The organism is Candidatus Thiodictyon syntrophicum (assembly GCF_002813775.1).
Lineage (GTDB): Bacteria > Pseudomonadota > Gammaproteobacteria > Chromatiales > Chromatiaceae > Thiodictyon > Thiodictyon syntrophicum.
This window is the reverse complement of record NZ_CP020370.1, coordinates 3,552,652-3,570,336: the sequence shown is the minus strand read 5'-3', so window position 1 is coordinate 3,570,336 and position 17,685 is coordinate 3,552,652. Positions and strand designations below refer to the sequence as shown.

General features: G+C 63.5%; 15 protein-coding genes. 13 read left to right on the top strand and 2 right to left on the bottom strand.

Annotation, left to right across the window (positions count from 1 at the left end):
* Positions 1–107: 107 nt before the first annotated feature.
* From tnpC to THSYN_RS14935, 12 genes are all read left to right on the top strand, one after another.
* Complete coding sequence (gene tnpC, locus THSYN_RS14990) at positions 108–1,709, top strand: IS66 family transposase (protein ID WP_100918781.1); 1,602 nt, start codon at positions 108–110, stop codon at positions 1,707–1,709.
* A gap of 392 nt (positions 1,710–2,101) precedes the next feature.
* Entirely contained in the window at positions 2,102–2,311 is a 210-nt protein-coding gene (locus tag THSYN_RS14985) for a hypothetical protein (RefSeq protein ID WP_100922440.1), read from the top strand.
* An 81-nt stretch (positions 2,312–2,392) separates the two neighbouring features.
* Positions 2,393–2,815 (top strand): PH domain-containing protein, encoded by a 423-nt coding sequence (locus THSYN_RS14980; protein ID WP_100919853.1) that lies wholly within the window; start codon positions 2,393–2,395, stop codon positions 2,813–2,815.
* A 213-nt stretch (positions 2,816–3,028) separates the two neighbouring features.
* On the top strand, positions 3,029–3,850 hold the full coding sequence (locus THSYN_RS14975; RefSeq protein ID WP_100919852.1) for a hypothetical protein: 822 nt from the start codon (positions 3,029–3,031) through the stop codon (positions 3,848–3,850).
* Position 3,851: 1 nt separating this feature from the next.
* Complete coding sequence (locus THSYN_RS14970) at positions 3,852–7,118, top strand: tubulin-like doman-containing protein (protein ID WP_100919851.1); 3,267 nt, start codon at positions 3,852–3,854, stop codon at positions 7,116–7,118.
* 141 nt (positions 7,119–7,259) lie between these two features.
* On the top strand, positions 7,260–7,766 hold the full coding sequence (locus THSYN_RS14965) for a hypothetical protein (protein ID WP_157817691.1): 507 nt from the start codon (positions 7,260–7,262) through the stop codon (positions 7,764–7,766).
* The gene (locus tag THSYN_RS14960; protein WP_157817690.1) at positions 7,763–10,024 is read left to right on the top strand and encodes a VWA domain-containing protein; all 2,262 of its coding nucleotides are present in this window, start codon (positions 7,763–7,765) and stop codon (positions 10,022–10,024) included. The genes THSYN_RS14965 and THSYN_RS14960 overlap by 4 nt, the downstream gene beginning before the upstream one ends.
* A gap of 59 nt (positions 10,025–10,083) precedes the next feature.
* Positions 10,084–10,899: an ATP-binding cassette domain-containing protein gene (locus THSYN_RS14955; RefSeq protein WP_157817689.1), complete on the top strand. Its 816-nt coding sequence runs from the start codon at positions 10,084–10,086 to the stop codon at positions 10,897–10,899.
* 15 nt (positions 10,900–10,914) lie between these two features.
* Positions 10,915–12,732, top strand: a complete 1,818-nt coding sequence (locus THSYN_RS14950) for a hypothetical protein (RefSeq protein WP_100919847.1) — start codon at positions 10,915–10,917, stop codon at positions 12,730–12,732.
* A complete protein-coding gene (locus THSYN_RS14945; RefSeq protein WP_100919846.1) occupies positions 12,729–14,747 on the top strand; it encodes an SUMF1/EgtB/PvdO family nonheme iron enzyme in 2,019 nt (672 codons plus the stop codon). The genes THSYN_RS14950 and THSYN_RS14945 overlap by 4 nt, the downstream gene beginning before the upstream one ends.
* A gap of 40 nt (positions 14,748–14,787) precedes the next feature.
* Complete coding sequence (locus THSYN_RS14940) at positions 14,788–15,189, top strand: hypothetical protein (protein ID WP_100919845.1); 402 nt, start codon at positions 14,788–14,790, stop codon at positions 15,187–15,189.
* Between the two features lie 10 nt (positions 15,190–15,199).
* Positions 15,200–15,865, top strand: a complete 666-nt coding sequence (locus THSYN_RS14935) for a hypothetical protein (RefSeq protein WP_100919844.1) — start codon at positions 15,200–15,202, stop codon at positions 15,863–15,865.
* A gap of 99 nt (positions 15,866–15,964) precedes the next feature.
* On the opposite strand, the gene THSYN_RS14930 is transcribed toward THSYN_RS14935, so the two are convergent.
* Positions 15,965–16,291, bottom strand: a complete 327-nt coding sequence (locus tag THSYN_RS14930) for a type II toxin-antitoxin system HicB family antitoxin (protein ID WP_100919843.1) — start codon at positions 16,289–16,291, stop codon at positions 15,965–15,967.
* A complete protein-coding gene (locus tag THSYN_RS14925) occupies positions 16,288–16,542 on the bottom strand; it encodes a type II toxin-antitoxin system HicA family toxin (protein ID WP_100922439.1) in 255 nt (84 codons plus the stop codon). The genes THSYN_RS14930 and THSYN_RS14925 overlap by 4 nt, the downstream gene beginning before the upstream one ends.
* Positions 16,543–16,604: 62 nt before the next feature.
* Here THSYN_RS14925 and mtnA point away from each other — a divergent pair, with 62 nt between their 5' ends.
* Positions 16,605–17,660, top strand: a complete 1,056-nt coding sequence (gene mtnA, locus THSYN_RS14920; protein WP_100919842.1) for an S-methyl-5-thioribose-1-phosphate isomerase — start codon at positions 16,605–16,607, stop codon at positions 17,658–17,660.
* Positions 17,661–17,685: the final 25 nt, after the last annotated feature.

The window sequence follows — 17,685 nt, the reverse complement described above, 5'->3', positions numbered from 1 at the left end:
TTGCGAAACTAAATTTCAAGGTAGCCGTTCAGAGACCCCTTGACCGCTGCCTCCAGCCCGATCAGGATGTCCCCCTACGTTGCCCGATGATACCGCGCCACTGACCGATGCACCTGAGCGACCACAGCCTTGACCAGCTTGACGAAGCCTATGTCCAGACCCTGGACGAGGGTGCGTTGCGTGGTCTGTCGCTGCGGCTGTTGGAGGATCTGAAGGAAGCGCGCGAGCGGTTGCGGCAGAATCCGACCAACAGTTCTCGTCCGCCCAGCAGCCGTGCGCCCTGGGAGCGCCCGTCGGCGGGGGACGCGGAGGCGATCGAGGCGGCGGACGCCGACGCGCTCACGGCGAGGCAGGACGACGAGTCGCCGGACGAGGCGAGCACGCCCCCGGAAGATTCGCCCGGCACCCCCGAGACGCCCGCGCCAGCGCGCGCTGGGCGCGCGACCGAGAAGCCTAAACGCAACGCCGGCAAGCAACCCGGCGCGCCAGGCTGCGGGCGCACCCAGGTGTTCAAGGCGCAGGAGACGCTCCACCACCGTCCCAGCGCCTGTGCGGCCTGCGCCCAAGCGCTGGCGGGAGACGCGCCCAGTGTCGCCTACGCCGGCTTCCAGTCGGTCGATCTGGTGTGGGGTGATCCCGCGCAACCGGGCCTGCACCTGCGGGTCACCGACCATCGTTTTTATGACAGTCTGTGCGGCTGCGGTCATCACACGCGCGCGCGTCCCGGCGAAGGTCTGGTGGATGACTCAACGTTAGATCCGGTGGCCTTGAGCGAATGGCGGGTGGTCGGGGCGGGGCTGGCGACCCTGATCGTGGCGCTGCATCTGCGCTTTCGGATGTCGTACCGACGGATACGGGAGTTTCTGCACGACTGGCTGGGGTTGAGCCTGAGCGTCGGCACCCTGGATCGCACCCTACGCGAGGCCGCCGCCGCGGCGCTCCCGCTGGAACAAGAATTGATCGCGGCGGTGGTGGCCAGCGACCTGCTGCACGCCGATGAAACCTCCTGGCCGCAAGGCGCCGACTTGCTGTGGCTGTGGGTGTTCACCAGTGCCACCGTCACCTTGTTCGTGGTGGCCAAGCGCGGGCGTGAGGTGCTTGATCGCCTCCTGCCGGGCTTCGCCGGCTGGCTGATGAGCGACGGCTGGCAGGCGTATCGCCACCTGCCGCAACGGCTGCGCTGTTGGGCACACCTCACGCGCAAGGCGCAGGGGTTGATCGAGAGTTTCGATCGCGAGGGGCAAGCCTTTGGGCACCAAGTCCAAACCACTTTCGACACCCTGATTGGCGCCATCCATGCGGCGCGCGCGGGGCCGCCGGCCGAGCTGCCGCACATCCACGCCAAGTTGCTGGCCGAGTTGCATGCGGCCTGCGTGCAGCTGCTCGGGCACCGGCACGTCAAGACGCGCGCCTTGGCCGTCGAGTTGTGGAACGACTGGGACGCCATCTTTCGGGTGCTGGAGAATCCCCAGTGGCCGCTCACCAACAACGCCGCCGAGCGGGCGCTGCGCCATTGGGTAATCGCGCGGCGGATCATGATGGGCACGCGTTGTGATGCCGGGTCGCGCACCTTCACCCTGCTCGCCAGCGTGATTGAAACCTGTCGCCAGCGCGGCCATGTGCCGTGGTCCTATCTGGCCGGCGTGATCGCTGAGCGCCGCGCCGGTCGCGCCGCCGCTCCGCTGCCGGCTCCAATGCTGGGTCTCTGAACGGCTACATTTCAAGCACAGAGGAAAAAAGTTATATTCTTTATCGCCTTTCAGTCGGCGTGGGTTTTTCCGCATGCGCTGTCTGCATTGAACTCAACGGTGAAATGAATGAACAGCACTGTATGCCTGTATAATCGAGATGGGAAACCCGTGCAGCACAAGCGGGTCGCGATCTCAATATCGGGTGGTGGAATGGCCGACGCGGTTACCGACAGTTCTGGGTGCGCGGAGATCTCGCACTCATCAAAAGGCACAGCGAAAATCTATGTGAGCGGCCGTGAGGTTGGCTCGTTTTCCGCACCGGGACGGACGTCCGTGACGATATAGCAACTGCACTATCAATCGCGTGCCACGGTGGCCATCTTGAATTAATGGAAGAGAAGAATACTCACATGAAGGCACTCGCAATCATCGTCAACGTCTTCTTTCCCGGCATCGGTACCCTGCTGGTTAAGAAGTGGTGGCAGGCATTTTTTCAGATCGTGCTCGGGGCGATCGGGGTCATCCTGGCATGGACCGGCATTGGGGGTATTATCGGGGTGCCAATTGTTTTCATCGTATGGGTATGGGCCATTGTGAGCGCCGCCACGGCGCCGACCTGACCGCAAGTCCGCTGGATTGTCGGGTAATGCCAGTTGCCGGCATTGCCTTCCCGAAGCACAGATGATCGGAGATAGATAAGAATGTCATCCTATGTCGAAAGTGTTCTGAGTGCCAATGAAAAGGTTGAATACACTGCCAGCGTGAGCCTCTGGGCGATGCTGCCGCTGTTCGTCCTCGGCCTCGTCCTGCTACCCCTGTATGGTATCGGCGTACTCTTCTGGGTTGTCGCCTATCTGCGCTACATCAGCACCGAGCTGGTCATTACAAATAAGAAAATCGTGGCAAAGTTCGGATTCATCTCGCGCCACACCATTGAATTGCTGCTGCCGAAGGTCGAGAGTATTCAGGTCAATCAATCCCTTGTCGGCCGTATGCTCGACTATGGCTCAGTCATTGTCGCCGGCGCGGGGAATCCGCAGGCGCCGGTGCCCGGCATCTCGAATCCCATTGAGTTTCGCCGCAAGTTTATGGAGTTGCAGGAGACCTTCGGCAGTCGCACGTAGGCGGATCGGCAGGCCGTCCGGCTCGCCATTTTGCACAAAACGTCGCCGCCGACATCGCTGTCGTTCAATATCCTTGAGCGAGGGCCGTGGCGGTTTTCTCAACCGCTGGGACTAGGCCTTTCCGGGTTCCTGGCCCCTTTGGATTTGGTCTCCACCGGGCTGCGGACGTTGTGCTCGCACTAAATAAAAAAATCTTCAGGCGGGTTGCTTGTTATGGACGCATTGCTTGATCTCGTATCGCTGCTCGCCGGGCTCATAACCGAACTCTGGCTGAACAGTCGTGGCGAATTCTTCGCCGCCGCTGCGGTCGGCATCATCCTGGCTGCCTTTTCGTGGTGGCTCGCGTATTTTGTCTCCTTCAGTTTCAATCGCCAGTTTTCCTTTCGCCCCGAGCACTATTTCTACTGTGGCGTAGCTGCGACAGTTACCTTCTTTTTTTCCATCGTCTTTTTTGCTCTGCACTATACCGCAGACGTGGCTAAGGTAATGGTGTCCGCTTGGGAAGTCGGCATCCAGGTCGACCAGCCATGGGCCGACGACACCTTCCAGCGCGCCTACGAGGGCGTCCGCGCGCTGCACACTCCAATGGGCAAACCATTGGAGGACTTTTCCAAGCGGCCGGACCCGAAAACCGGGCTGCCGACCTCGATTCCCACAACTCAGGAAGCCTCGAAGCTCAAGGCCGCCGATATCTATGCCGAGGCCGCTGTCACCCATTTCCGCATCCAGCACCCGGTGCTGAGCAAGATCTTGTGGGCGCGGCCAAAGATTGCGCAGGATGAGATTTACGCCGACATGCATCGCGTCTTCGGCGCCGGCAGTCCGAATTATGACGCAAAGGATGCGGCTCGCCTGGCCGGCGGGGAGATACGCCGAGGCCTCGAGCAGCAGGTTCCAAGGATCGTCCTGTTGTCCCGCATCGCCTTGGTGATCGCCTTCCTGATTGTCCAGGGAATCACCTTCTTCCTGCTGATCCACGCCGCGCTTGCCGATATCAAGGTCCGGCGGGCGGCACCACCCCGCGGAGGTCGCTGACATGTCCCAGCACAACTATCTGCTCATTGGGCTGGGCGGCACTGGTTGTGCCGTCGTTCGGGAGTTGAAGAAGCGCCTCTATATCGAGTGGCGCTCCCGGGGAAATAGCGGCCCCTATCCCGAAATCTACCCCTTTATGGACACCGTGGCCGGGGAGCGTATCGAGTCCAGGATTGCCACCCTCAGCATCGACTCTAATAGAGATGACCTGGAGGGTGCCGGGGAGAGACTGCGCGGCTGGCGGGTGTTTGGCGATACGTTGCGCCTGGGGGATCGGGAAAAGGTACTCCTTGATCCCAGCGGGATCGGTCGCATCCTCTCCAGCGTGGAGCGCTACCCCGGCATCGAGCCATGGATTCGCCATGAACTCGACTTCGTCACTGACATCACCCGCGGCAGCACCGAGCCCAAGGGGTGCAATCAGATCCGCCGTATGGGTCGGCTCGCCCTGGCCAACGGCAACGGGATCACCAATGTCGTCGCGGCAGTGGCCAATCGCCTACAGGAACTGAGCCGGGGCGGGCAGGTCGGCGCCGAGATCCACTTGGCATGCACCCTCGCCGCGGGTACCGGCAGCGGTTCACTCATTGATGTCGTCAGCCAGGTCCAGCGCCATTTGCGCAGTCAACCAGGCACCTTCAACCTCTTTATTCACGGCTTCGTCACCGCCAAGGACGTCGGGAGTGTCAATGCCGGTAACTTTTACGCCAATCAATACGCGGCACTGTTGGAACTGAATGCCTTCCGCCTGGCAATTTACTCCCCCTGGGATATTGCTCCGACCGCGGGAGGCGGTGCGCGGCGCCTGGCGGTACCGCGCACCGGGGAACCCACCGGAGACCTGCAGGGAACCTTTAAATCAGTGGCCTTGATTTCGGATACCACTGAGGGCGGGCGTGACGTCCCATTGTCGCAGCAGGTCGAGAATGCCGCTGAGTTTCTGTTCCAACTCGCGGTGCGGCAGCTGGGCGATGTGCCGAAGCCGCTACGCGACGCCCTTACGCTGGAAGACCGTCCTCATCCTGCTGATGTCAACGGCGGGAGCCGATCGACTGCCTTCATCGGCTACGGTGTGCAGCGGGTGGCGATTCCGGAGCGTGAGATCCGGGAGAAGCTATCCTACTCCTTCGCGCGCCAATTCGTTCTGAAGGTCCTCTATCATAACTGGGACAGTCGCTACCGGGAGAGCCCGCGGTCGTTCGCCCGTGATGGCTTTGTCGATAGCCGCCGGGGCCTGTGGCATATCACCCGTGACCATCTGTGCCTGGACCTCGTCGATGACGCGAGCGGACAGCCGGGATTTGCGAATTACGAGACTGATTGGCGCGAGGAGGTCCGGCGCCAGGCGGATCGCGTCCGCCAGCAGCTCGGAGATGAAGTCGCCGGGCGGAAGGAGTGGCTGGCGGATCTTGACCGACGGGTTGCACGCTACTGGGAGAGCGGTTTTCGCTCCCGCGGCGAGGGTGGGGGCGGCAGCGACTATTTCCGCATACGCCGCGAGCCGGTGGAGATCCGCCAGCGGGCCAAGGCGATCCGTGCCAATGTCGAGCGGGATCTGCTGACGAACCTTGAACGATTGAACCTCGACTACCCGCTGCACTATCTGCCGGCCGCGGTCGAGTTTCTCATCGCACGCATCGAAGACGATCGGATCGCGTTCGGCAGGCAGGCCCCGGAAGCGGTGCAGCAGATCGAAGAGACGGATCACCTGCGCGATGAGATGCGCAATGAGTATGCGAAATGCGGATGGTTGGCGAAGCGCAAACAGGACCGGATCTTCCAGAATTATCGCGATGCCTGCGTCCGGACCTATTACTGGCGAACGATCCAGTTGGCGGCGGAATATGGCCAGGACCTCTGTGCCGTCCTGATCGCCGAACTCAAGGGTCTCCAACAGGAGGTCAGCCTCTTCGATACCCGTCTCAAACTCCTCGCCAAGAGTTTCGACGAGGAGATCGCCGCCCGCATCCAGGAGGTCGCTCCGAAGGACGGGGCCGAGGATACGCTATACCTGGTTGATGCTCGCTACGTGAACGAGAGCATTGCCAAACGCTTTGAGAGCGACAAGTCGATTCAAGATCGTCAGGCCAATGCCGCTATCGCCGCACTGGTGCCGTTACGCGGTGATCGTATCGAATTTTCAGCCTACAATGAGCGGATGCCGGTCGGAGAAACCGATCGGGTGGGTGGGGGCCTCTTGGACGAATTGCGCCGGGTCGCCGAGCATAACGCCGTGGAGGCCCACCGAAAGATGGGCGAGGACGATGCCAATTTCGAGGGCATCCTGGGGCACAATATCGTTCGCAAGCTCTATACGGATTATGGCGGGCGTGCCGATGGCGACCTCGAGATCTGGCTTCGTGAGCTCATCGACAAGTCCATGCCGATGATCTCCTTCGATCCCAACGAAGAGCCCATGGACCTGCCGGGCGTAAGCGGACCTGTCCTCAGGCGCTGTGTCTTCGTTCCCCGCTGCAAGGCGGTCCCCGCTGAGTTCGCCCAGCAATTGCGCAACAGGATCGAGTCCATCACCGGTGCGCGGGGCGGCTGTAAGACGGCGGAAACCCTCTATCTTGACGTACCCGAGGATCGCAACCCCGGGGAGATCGTCGTCATCTCGGTCGCCTTCTTTTTCTCGGCCCGTACCACCCGGGTCGCCCACGGGCTGCGGACAGAATACCGCAAGCGGCTGACCCATAAGGATGATCGTGAATCGCGGCGCGCCTGTTTCGAGGTTCATACGGAGAGTCACGAACCGCCCCTGCCGGATCTGATGAAGTCGGACGTGCGGGAAGTACGCCGACAGCACCTTGCGCCCATCCTGCTCGCCACGGCGCTGGATCTGATGGTCGTCCCAAAGCAAGACGGGGAGCAAGTCCTGTTTGGGGTCGTCGATACCTTTGGGCGTGTTCAGCAGAAGGTCGAGACCGGCATGGTCATGACCGCCGCCGTCCGCGAAACCGCGGCCGAGAGCGAAAGCCGGTTCGGTCACGCCATCCCGGTGGACGTGATTGTGCTCTATCTCTTGTATCTGGATCGTTTCACCGAAGACAGTCTGGCGGCGGTTTCCAAGCTCGTTACCGACAAGGTCCAACAAGACCGCGGGCTCGACCTGACCCGGGTCCTGGCGCGCTTCGGCGATATGAGCGGACAGTGCTTTTTGCTTTCCGGCCGCCGGGAGGACGACGCGACCTACAAGTTCTTCGACCAGAAGGCGAAGGAGGCCGGGGAGTTGGCCCGGCGCTTGGCGGATCGGTCGTCGGTCTAAGCCATGGCCAAGCGCTGCTACCGTTGCGAGAACGAGTTCGGATCGGACCCCTGCGAATTTGCGCGGGGCAACCGAGTTATTGCCGAGCAAGATCTCCCACCAGCATTGGACGGTGGGATTCCCAAGTGCCCGGGGAAGACCTTGTCCGGGGCCACCTGCGGCAAACCGCTGGTCGGTCCCTTCCCATTGAAGCAGGGCTGGCCCTGGGCGCGGATCGCTATATTCGGCGGCGCCGCACTCGGGGTCCTCGCCTTGGGGGCCGCGGCGATTTGGCTATTCACGGCTGACGAGCCGCGGTTGGTCATCGTCAGCGAGCCCGTTGTTTTCTCCCAGGGTGGTTCGGAAGAAACCATTGGTACCCTGCGTATCCGCAATGACGGGAGCGGGGATTTGAACATCGCGGGGATCGACCTAAGTCCGGCGAGCTTTACCGCCCCGCTGCCGACTTCGCGCATCCCTCCGGGGGAATCAACTGATGTGACCATCCACTATGCCGCCGGCCCAGCGAGCCCCGGCGAGGGGACCCTGACACTACGCAGTAATGATTCAAACTCCCCCAGGAAGGTTCTGCTGATGGTGAGCCGCGATCCCTGGTGGGTCTATGATCGCCTGGAATCCACCTCGACCATCCTGTCGAAGAAGCCATGATCGGATCTCGCGCGATATTGCCAGTTGCCATCGCCGGGGCCGTCGGCTTGCTGCTGTGGTCTTCACTCGCCGGTGCCGCCCCGTCCCCGGGGCCGGACGACTATCAGAGTATCCTGGTCTCCATGCAGGGGCGTCAGACCGGCCTGGAGTCCGAACTGGGTCAGCCGCGCCATTGTCTCGGTGAGCGCCTGGATGGGCTCTTGGAGATCAATCACAACTGCCCACCCGAGGCACGCGCATTGGCGGAGGACGAGAACCGCAACCGCACGGCTTTGCACGGGCTGATGGGACGGGATCTGAATCTCGCGCCGGATGAGATCGGGCGGCAGCGCGCCGTGCGTTACGTGGAGCGCTATCGCCCGGGGGTGCTGCGCGAGGTGCGTCTCTCAGAGGATGAGACCACTTGGTGGGATGGCCGCCCGCCGGATCCGCGCAAGACCCCAGTCGCCCGCGTCCTGGCCCTTCAGGGCGCGCGGATCCACGAACGAGCGGACCCGCTAAGCGCGGTCACCCGGGATAATGTCCAACAATATGAGTCCTTCGGCGTGGTTGATAGCACCAAAGACGGCCAAGGACGCTTGTGGTATCAGATCACCGAGGACCATGTTCCCAAGGTCAAGCCGCCGGACTGGTCGCCCAAGGGCCTGGGCTGGATTGCGCAGGACGAGTGTATCCCGTGGCGACGTGCCGTGGTCATGCGCTTCACCAATCCGCTACAGCGCGAACAGTCACTCTTGTTCGCCAAGCCGGAGCCCCTCCTGGCCCTCATGGACTTGGACCCGGCGCAACGCCGGAACCGGGTCGCGGACCTGAGTGCCGCGGTCGAACGCCGCACGGGTGGCGGCGACGTGATTGCCGTCGAGCCGCGGGTGAACCCAAACCAGGATCGTGCCGTGATGTATCCGGTCTTGGACTTCTACGGCCGTGGTCGCAATGCCGACCTGCGTATCGACGGCAAGACGGCACGGGTCCTTGAGGTCGCTGCCCGCACCGGAACAGATGGGGCGGCCGGGGGTACCGTTGCGCCCGTCGATATCCTGTTCGTCATGGATACGACCGAGTCGATGGGGCCCTATCTGCGCGAGGTCCTGGCGGCAGTGGAAGCGTTCGCCGTCTCCAGTCCCGACGACAGCCTGCGGTTTGGCTTCGTCGGTTATCGGGACCTGGACCCGCGCTTCGAGTATCAGGCGCGCGAGTTTACCAGCGCAATGCAGTCGGCGAGGGACTTCGTCCGCACGCTTAAGGGAATCCGAGCACAGCCGGTCGCGGTGAGCGGCGACGACATCCCTGAGTCCGTGTTCGAGGGTCTGCAACTCGCGATCAAGAGCGAGCAGTGGCGCCCCGAGGCCCTGAAGCTGCTATTTCTGGTGGGGGATGCCCCGGGCAAGGACACCCTGTATACGATCGAGGCGCTGCGCCGCAAGGCCGATGTCGCTCGGGTGAAACTGGTTGCCTTCCCCATCAAGAACTCAAAAATATCCAAGGGATTAGATCAGGTCACGGAACGGCAGTACCGCGAACTCGCCTCGGCCTACCAGGGCTCCTTTGGGACGAGCGGCGAGACCAGCTATGTCTACGCCGTCGATGCGGAGTCCAAGGGATTCAAACAACTCGTCCTTGATCGCTTACATGAGGGGGAGACGGCCATTGCGCAGGCCCGGCGTTGCGCCGCGGGTGGTCAGGGGTCCGAATGCCTCCAGAGCGTTCAGTCCGGCACCCTGTCTGAACTGATTTTTCAGCATGCAGCCCTAACCCTCGCGGGTCCGAACATGCCTCGTAACGAAGTACGCGGCTGGGTTTCGGACAAGGTGCTCACGAATCCGGGTCAGGAGGCACTGGCACCGATGGTGCTATTCACCGAGGCCGAACTCGACGAACTCGAAGCGCGGGTGCGGGAGTTAAAGGACGTCGGGGAGATCGCCCTGCGCGGCGAGAGTGGCACGACCCTGGACTTTTTCGACTTGGTGGCGCGCAACACCCGTATCACCATGGTCGACCCGACGGCGGTCAACTTCCGCGATGCCTTTGCCATTCCCCTCGGCATCGACCAACTCCCCTACGACAGTGACATCATGTCCATGACCCGGGACGAGTTCCAGAACCCGGACCGGGTCCAAGGCTTCGTGGCATCACTGAAGACCAAGCTCGCCACCTATGAAGACTTGCGCCGCGCCCGCGGCGATCCGCAGGTCTGGCGGCGCTTGAGCACTGGCGCCAAGGAGCGCGTGGTCGGCGTTGAACTCAATCACCTCCCATGACAACCGAGGGCATTGCGAATGGATTGGGGACTGGTGGTCTGCGGCTGTGGGTGCAGGAAATGCATCTGCGACGTAAGGGGCTCGGGCAGGAGGTCCAGATCCGGGTCCCGGAGCTTCGTCTCCAGCACGGCAGCCTGGCGGTCGTTCTTGGTCCCAACGGCAGCGGCAAGAGCACCCTGTTCGACATGCTGGCGCTGATCCTGTCATCGGATCGCGTGGACCGCTTCGACCTCTATGACGGCGAGCGTACGCTCAATCTGTGCGCGGTTTCCCGCCAGCAGGGGGCACTGATCCGGCGGCGTTACTTTGCCTATGTCCTGCAGACCGGCGGTCTCCTGGACTTTCTCACCGTTGGCGAGAACATCCGCTTCGCCGCCCGTTTGAGCGGCAAGTCGCCGCGCCGGATTGACGAGGTGACGGCCAGCCTGGGCCTCCAGGGCCTGCTCGCCATGCATCCGGGACAGGTCTCCGGTGGGCAGCGGCGGCGCGCCGCCCTGGCCCGGGCACTGGTACAGGAGCCACGGATTCTACTCGCCGACGAGCCTACCGCGGACCTCGATTCCGCAAGCGCTCGCATTGTGCTGGATGCCTTTCGGGAACTGGCGCGGAGCTATGCCACCAGTGTACTCATGGTGACCCATGACGAGGCATTGGTGCATGGCCGGGCGGATGCGATTTATCGCTTTGTAAGCCGACCAGCTGGTCATGGGGTTTCCGTTTCCACGCTGGAGTCGAGATCGCCCCATGCGGACCGCACGCCCAAGCGGTCTGCGACCGACATTACCACAGGCATTGCGGTTCATCAGGAGCCTGTACCACAGTACGACGTAGCGGCGATGATACCCCATCCTGGGTTCGCGTCCGTTCTGAGCTGATGGTAGAGCCCCCTGATGCCGATCGGCGACTGGCGGCATACGGTGGACCTGGCCTGGGCGGATCTGCGCTATGAATGGATCCTGTCCCTGTGCATGGTCTTGGCGTTGGGGGCCGTCTTCGCCCCCCTCTTCATCCTGCTCGGACTGCGGGTGGGGATCATCGGGACCATGCTCGATCGGCTCGACCAGGACCCCTTGAGCCGTTTGATCATGCCCAAATACCCCTTACAGGCGCCCCTCGACCATGCATTTGTGGCCGCGCTCAAGGCGCGATCAGAGGTCTTGATCCAATCGCCGGTCCCCTTCTTGCTCTTGGACATCGAGGGCCTGAAAGAGCCGCTCAACGCGCTTCCCACCGCCGTTGCGGACCCACTGCTGCGCGGTCACGGCTTGACCCTGCCAACCGCGGGGCCTTGGGTCGTGCTCTCTGCGCGCCTGGCACAGGACACCGGCAAGGGCCCGGGGGATGTCCTGTCGGTCGTGCTCAAGCGCTCGACGCCTCAAGGGCAGGAGGTTGCGGTGGGATTGCCGGTCGCCGGGGTCCTGCCGCAGTCGATCGGTGTCGAGCCGAAGCTCTGGATACCCGACAGCGTCTTCCGGTGGTTCAGCGATTGGCGGCGGGGCCTGCCGGTCCCGGCGCTGGGGTTGGCCGGGGCGGGGGGCGGCCTCGTGCCGGAATACGACGGGTTCGTGACCCTTCTCGCGCGGGTTCCGTCGGATGGGGATTATCGCCGGATGCTGACCGGCAGAGGCGGCTTCAGCCAAATGCCTCAAGCAATCGACGCCCTCGGCTGGGACTTGCCAACTGGCCTGAGGGCGCGGCTCTGGTCGCCCGTCAACAGCAGGGTCTTTGAGGACGATCGACCCAAGCTGCGTAATCGTCACCTCGAACGCGGATACGAAGCCGAGGTCATCCCCTACCTCGACCGCTTCCGCTTGAGCCTGGAGTCCGGGCAACACTCTGTGGCGCTCAACCTCGTGGTGCTGCCCGAGGAGCCGATTGCAGGCCCCGGCGAGGCCGGGTCGGATGGCCTGCCGCCGGTCTGGGTATCCACCGACGAGGCAGTCTCCACCGCGGAACCTGCGAAGCTCAGCTTCACTTCAGTCAGCGGCAGCGCGATCGAGATTCCCGTGAGGCCGGTCCCCACGAAGGCGTTGCACGCCGGATTTGCAGCGGTTCCCAAAGTCCTGGCAGGGAAGATGAACGCCGCCCGCCGACAGGCCGCGGTCTTCGATCCCGCAACCGGCGAGGTCTTCCCCGCCCCCGACGGCGACCGCTTCTTCCGCGCCTATGCCCCCTCGATCGACGCCGTCGAGGGGCTTGCGACCTGGCTGCGGCAGCGCGGGGAGGCCACCGGCGATCCGGGCCTGAAGGAACCGGTGTCGCGGGAGGCCGAGGTCCGTCAAGTTCGCACCTTGAGCCGGCACATGCAGACCCTGTATGTCCTGATCGTTGCCGTCACCGGGGTATCAGGCTTCTTCGCCATCGCCGCGAATGTCTATGCCGGCGTGCAGCGCAAGCGCCGCGACCTTGCCTATCTCCAACTCCTTGGTCTGCGCCGCGGGACCCTGTTGTTCATTACCACGCTCAAGAGTCTGATCCTGGTGGCCGGCGGCTTGGTCGCGGCGCTGTGCGCCTATGCCGCCTTCGCCTTTGCCTCAGGGTCTCTGTTCGCTGGTCTGGGGGGGGGCACCGCTGGTGCGCTCACCCGGCTTGGCGTTTACGACGCCCTGTGGCTGGTGTCCGGCATCCTTGGTGCCGCCGCGGCGGCCTCCGTGCTCGCGGCGGCGGCGATTGCCCGGATTGATCCGGCGGAGTACCTGCGCGAATGAAAATCCCCAGCGTTGCCAAGTCTTCATTGCCGCGCGCGAGCCGGCGTGCGGGATGGTTGTCGCGGTGCCTGCTTTGCCTGGCGGCCATCTGCGGCGGTGCAGTCGCTGCCGCGCCCGCACCAGACCAGGTCCCGGAACGGTTTGAACTGCGCCTGCCCGAGGGTCAGGCGATGGCGTTTCGCGCCGTTTGGCTCGGGATTGACGGCGGCCATCTGTTCGCCGCTCGCACGATCAAACTCGGTTCGCGGGAGCCGAGTCCGAAATACAAGGAGCGTCTGGTCGAGACCCTGCTCTCCGGGGGGTTCGTCGGCAGCCGGAACGCTAAGCCGGATTGGTTCTATTATCTGGCCGAAACCGAGGTGACCGAAGGGCAGTGGAGCGTCGTGATGCGCTGGCTGGATCAGCAGGAGCAAAGGCCCCCGCGACCCGCGGTGATATCCAAGCTGCCCAAGACCGCCGTCACCCTGGCCGAGGTCCAGCAGTTCATTGAGGCCCTCAACACCTGGATGCTGACCAATGAGCGGGCGCAACTGCCACGCTGGCGCGGCGCTGACGCATTCGCCCGCCTCCCCACCGAGGCGGAGTGGGTCTTTGCGGCCAGGGGCGGTCTGCCCACCCTGGAGAACAACCCTGATGTCTTCGACCGCCCCCACCCCTATGCCGACACCCTGAGCAATCATGAATGGTACCGCGAGACCGCGGGCAATCGCCTGCAGGACGCCGGCAGCCTTAAGCCGAACGCCTTAGGGCTCTATGACCTCATCGGCAATGCCGAGGAACTCACCTTGAGCCTGTTCGGTCCGGAGTACCAACAGGGGCGCTTCGGACAGTTGGCTATCTGCGGCGGCAATTTCAGCGTCAAAGCGTCCGATCTCTCCGCCGCACTGCGCACCGAGGCCATCTCCCACGATGATCAGGGGCACCTGGTGCGTCCCGCGAAGGTTGGGCTACGACTCGCCTTGACCACGCGCATCTCCTCGGTGCGGGCGACCCCGGATGAGTTGGACCGGGAGTTCAGCGACTATCAGGGGCGCAGCGCCTTGACCCGCCCCGGCCTCGTCGGACAGAACAGTCCAGCGACCCAGGCCGAGCAGGACAAGTGCCAATTTCTGAGCGACCAGGGCCGTCGCCTGGAATCGGACTTTGAGCGCTGCACGGCTGAACTGAAATCACTCGCGGCCGACGATACCCGGGTCAGCACCGAGTCGGCGCAGCGCCTCGCGGGGCTGGAGGCACGTAACCGTGAGTTGGAAGTCAGCGGGATTGCGCTCGCGGTCAGAGCGAAGGAACTGCGGGCCGAGACCGACCGCTGTGTTTCCGACCAGAAAAGGTTTGTTGATAGCAGTGCGACCGGTCGCCAATGCGCAGAGGGTCTGACGCGCTGTCAGCTCGACTTGACGAGTATCAATGATCGTGAGCGCAACGCGCGCCTCGATCTGGATCGCGCCACGGCCGAACGACAGACGCTTATGGCGCGGGTCGCGGTGCTTGAAGCCCGGGACATCCCACCCGCCAAGTGCCCGGTTTCCGAGGGTGATGCCAACCGCAAGGAGGAAGAAATCGCCGATCTGCGGCGGCGCATCCTGCAATTCGACCACGAGCTCGCGAAAAACGCGGGACGGGTCCGGGCTGTCGAGAAGCGCTATATCGAGGCCCTGATGCGTCAGGCCAGCGCGAACGCGTCCTTTGGTTGGGAAAGGCTTGCTCGCTGGAATCATGAATATACCGCGAGCGACCGCCGTGATCCCGTACTGAAGCGGCAGGTTTTCGACGCCGGGGAACGCTATGTCGCCGATTATCTGACGCTGGTCCAACAGCTCGCCGACGAGACGATGCCCGAGCTCTTTCCGGAAGTGAAGGCAGAATTATCCGCCTGGCTCCTAGCTCGCGACAAGCCCCAGCAGCGCAAGACCCTGGACCTTTTGGAGCGTCATCTGCATGAGCTCCGCACCGGCCGCCCGCTGCGCCTGGAGGAGCTGGTCAAGTCCTTTTCCAACGCTCCCGAGATGAATTAGACCCGCCATTTTTTCGACCTAAGCCTTGGAGGCTCAAGCCATGCGCACCCCAGGTTCTCTGCTAAACATCGCGACCAGTGTGCTGGTCGCCGCCATCAATGTCAACGGTTGTGCCTATACCAGGGAAATGGCGAAGGCCGAGGCAAATCGTTCGGCGATGAACCAAGAGTTGGCGTTGACGAACGCCGCGGTACAAAGTGAACAGAGCAAGACGCCCGCTTTGCAGGATGAGCGGGACGGTCTGCGCCGCACGCTCGCAGCGCACAAGCGGACGCTGTCCTCGCTGGAGGTGAGGCGCGCGAAAATCGCCATGGTTCCGGCGGCTCACCGCACCTCCGGCGAGCAAGTGAAGTTGACACGGATTCAATCCAAGATCGACCAGGCGCGACGCCAGATCGACGAGAAGGAGAATCGCCTGAAATATCTTAACGAGAAGCTTTGAGGAGGGGAACATGATGATGAATCGCATTCGTCCTGTCGTCACTGCCGTCCTGGTTGCCGCGATCCTCACGGGTTGCGCTACGCTACCGGCGGGAGGTAGAAACAACCCGGAGCGCGAGATCTTTATTCAGGCAATGATGGCCGGGGCTGCGGTGGGTGCCGGGGTCGGTGCTGCCGCCGGATACGCCGTGGCTGGAAAAGGGCGTCGTGCGACGGGGGCGCTGGTTGGTGGGCTCGCCGGTGCAGTTGCTGGGGCTATCATTGGGCGGATGACGGCCGAGGCGCAGGTCCGGACTCTCCATGACTACCAGATGGACAATCGGCGCCTCGCGGCCCTGTTGCAGACTGCCCAGCAACGCAACCAGGCGGTGGCTCAATACAACCAGCAGCTCGAGCGGGAGATTGCGGGTTTGAAAAGCAAGGATAAGGCCATGCGTGGACAGATCGCGAGCGCCAAGTTGAAGGAGGCCAGACAGAACCGTCAGGCGGTACAGCGCGCCATGGCGGATCGCCGGGAGCTTGCGGGCAAGCTGGCCGCGCCGCAGCGGGCGCAATACGAACAGACCCTCAACGCGCTGCAGCATGAAGACCAGCGATTGGAACAATCGATCACGCGCCTGACAGAGATGGAGCAACCGGTCGTGGGTGGTGCCGGAAGTGATCGGCGTCGATCATAGTCTCCGCCATCTGCGCGTTTCATGAGGTTGGGCGGACGGCCGAACGGTTAAGATCATCGTCCAGGCCGTCCCGCTCACGGCCAGGGTAGGGCCACGCTGTCAACGGGCACTTTCCAGCACCTCTGCCGCCCACTGGTTCAAACTCTTGCCATGGACTTCGGCCATCATCGCGGCATGGGCATGGACGTCCGGCGGCAGGCGCAACATCAGCTTTCCGGAATAGGGTCTGGCGGGCGTTTCGCCACGGATTCTGCAATCCTCGATCATGAAGTCGATGGCGGCTTCAAAGTCGGTGCGCAATTCGGCCACGGTTTCGCCGTGAAAGCCGATAATGGCCTTTACCCCCAGTACGCGCCCCACAAAGAGATTGTCGCGCTCGTCGAATTCGATACGGGCCGTATAGCCTTTGTAGGTCATGATGTTCATGGCTTGATCTCCAGCTTGAGCAGGAACTCGCGCACCTGTTCGACTTGATACTTTTTCGCCTCCTTGGCAGGGTGCGGACGATGGGCGTGCCACTCCACGCCGCGCAGGGTGAACTTCACTCGCGAACCCTCGCGCTCGGTCCTGTCCACGCCCAGCGCAGTCAGCAGGGCTTCGATCTCGCCAAAAGGGATGGATGCCCCTGTCGGCAAGGCAAAGATGGCGTGCAAGGTTTTCGTGTGCTTCGCTTTCATCAAGGAAAATGGTATCATAAAATGATATCATTGGATGGCCATTTTCCCACCCGGAGCCCCCCATGCAAACCACGCTTCCCGCTGTCCCTACCCCGGACGACGCCGCCCTGTGGCACGGTGGCCGACTCTATCTGGCCGATCAACGGCTGCTGCCCGACCGGGCCGAGTTCCTGGCCCTGGATGACGCGCCGGGAGTGGCCGAGGCGATCCGCGCCATGGTGGTACGCGGGGCCCCGGCCATCGGGGTCGCCGCCGCCTACGGGGTGGTCTTGGCCGCCCGGACCGCCTACCGTGCGGCCGGCCCGGCCTGGCACGACGCGATCACCCCCGACCTGGACCTGCTCGCCCAGGCGCGGCCCACCGCCGTCAATCTGGCCTGGGCGGTGCGGCGGATGGCGGGGCTCATCGCGCGTCTGGACGCCGCCGACCCGGAACCGGCCCTGCTGGCAGAGGCCCTGTCGATCCACGCGGAAGATCGGGCCGCCAACCGCCGCATGGGCGATCTCGGCGCCGGGTTGATCACCGGGCCGACCGATGTCATTACCCACTGTAACGCCGGCGCCATCGCGACCGGCGGCTACGGGACCGCCCTGGGGGTGATCCGCAGTGCCTACGCCGTCGGGAAGGTCCGCCGCGTCTACGCCGACGAGACCCGCCCCTGGATGCAGGGTGCGCGCCTCACCGCCTGGGAGCTGATGGACTCAGGGATTCCTGTGACCCTGCAGGCGGACGGCGCCGCGGCCAGCCTGATGGCGGGCGGCGGGGTAGGGTGGGTGATCGTCGGCTCGGACCGCATCGCCGCCAACGGGGACGTGGCCAACAAGATCGGTACCTATGGGCTCGCGATCCTGGCCCGCTATCACGGGGTCAAGGTGATGGTCGCCGCACCCACCTCGACGGTGGACATGGACCTGAGCTGCGGTGGCGACATCCCCATCGAGGAGCGCGACCCGGAGGAACTGCTGTCCTGCGGCGGCCGGCGCCTGGCCCCGGCCGGCTGCGCCGCCCGTAACCCGGTGTTCGACGTGACCCCCGCCGCCCTGGTCGATGCCATCGTCACCGAGCGGGGGGTGGTGCTGGCGCCGACGCTGGAGAAGATGCGGGCGCTGATGGGGTGAGCGTGGGTCGGGGCGGCGACTGATC

Coding starts and splice junctions, on each gene's coding strand:
- tnpC (WP_100918781.1), top strand. CDS start 108: ATGCACCTGAGCGACCACAGCCTTGACCAGCTTGACGAAGCCTATGTC.
- THSYN_RS14960 (WP_157817690.1), top strand. CDS start 7,763: ATGATCGGATCTCGCGCGATATTGCCAGTTGCCATCGCCGGGGCCGTC.
- THSYN_RS14930 (WP_100919843.1), bottom strand. CDS start 16,291: ATGAACATCATGACCTACAAAGGCTATACGGCCCGTATCGAATTCGAC.
- THSYN_RS14985 (WP_100922440.1), top strand. CDS start 2,102: ATGAAGGCACTCGCAATCATCGTCAACGTCTTCTTTCCCGGCATCGGT.
- THSYN_RS14980 (WP_100919853.1), top strand. CDS start 2,393: ATGTCATCCTATGTCGAAAGTGTTCTGAGTGCCAATGAAAAGGTTGAA.
- THSYN_RS14975 (WP_100919852.1), top strand. CDS start 3,029: ATGGACGCATTGCTTGATCTCGTATCGCTGCTCGCCGGGCTCATAACC.
- THSYN_RS14950 (WP_100919847.1), top strand. CDS start 10,915: ATGCCGATCGGCGACTGGCGGCATACGGTGGACCTGGCCTGGGCGGAT.
- THSYN_RS14925 (WP_100922439.1), bottom strand. CDS start 16,542: ATGAAAGCGAAGCACACGAAAACCTTGCACGCCATCTTTGCCTTGCCG.
- THSYN_RS14970 (WP_100919851.1), top strand. CDS start 3,852: ATGTCCCAGCACAACTATCTGCTCATTGGGCTGGGCGGCACTGGTTGT.
- THSYN_RS14935 (WP_100919844.1), top strand. CDS start 15,200: ATGATGATGAATCGCATTCGTCCTGTCGTCACTGCCGTCCTGGTTGCC.
- mtnA (WP_100919842.1), top strand. CDS start 16,605: ATGCAAACCACGCTTCCCGCTGTCCCTACCCCGGACGACGCCGCCCTG.
- THSYN_RS14945 (WP_100919846.1), top strand. CDS start 12,729: ATGAAAATCCCCAGCGTTGCCAAGTCTTCATTGCCGCGCGCGAGCCGG.
- THSYN_RS14940 (WP_100919845.1), top strand. CDS start 14,788: ATGCGCACCCCAGGTTCTCTGCTAAACATCGCGACCAGTGTGCTGGTC.
- THSYN_RS14955 (WP_157817689.1), top strand. CDS start 10,084: ATGCATCTGCGACGTAAGGGGCTCGGGCAGGAGGTCCAGATCCGGGTC.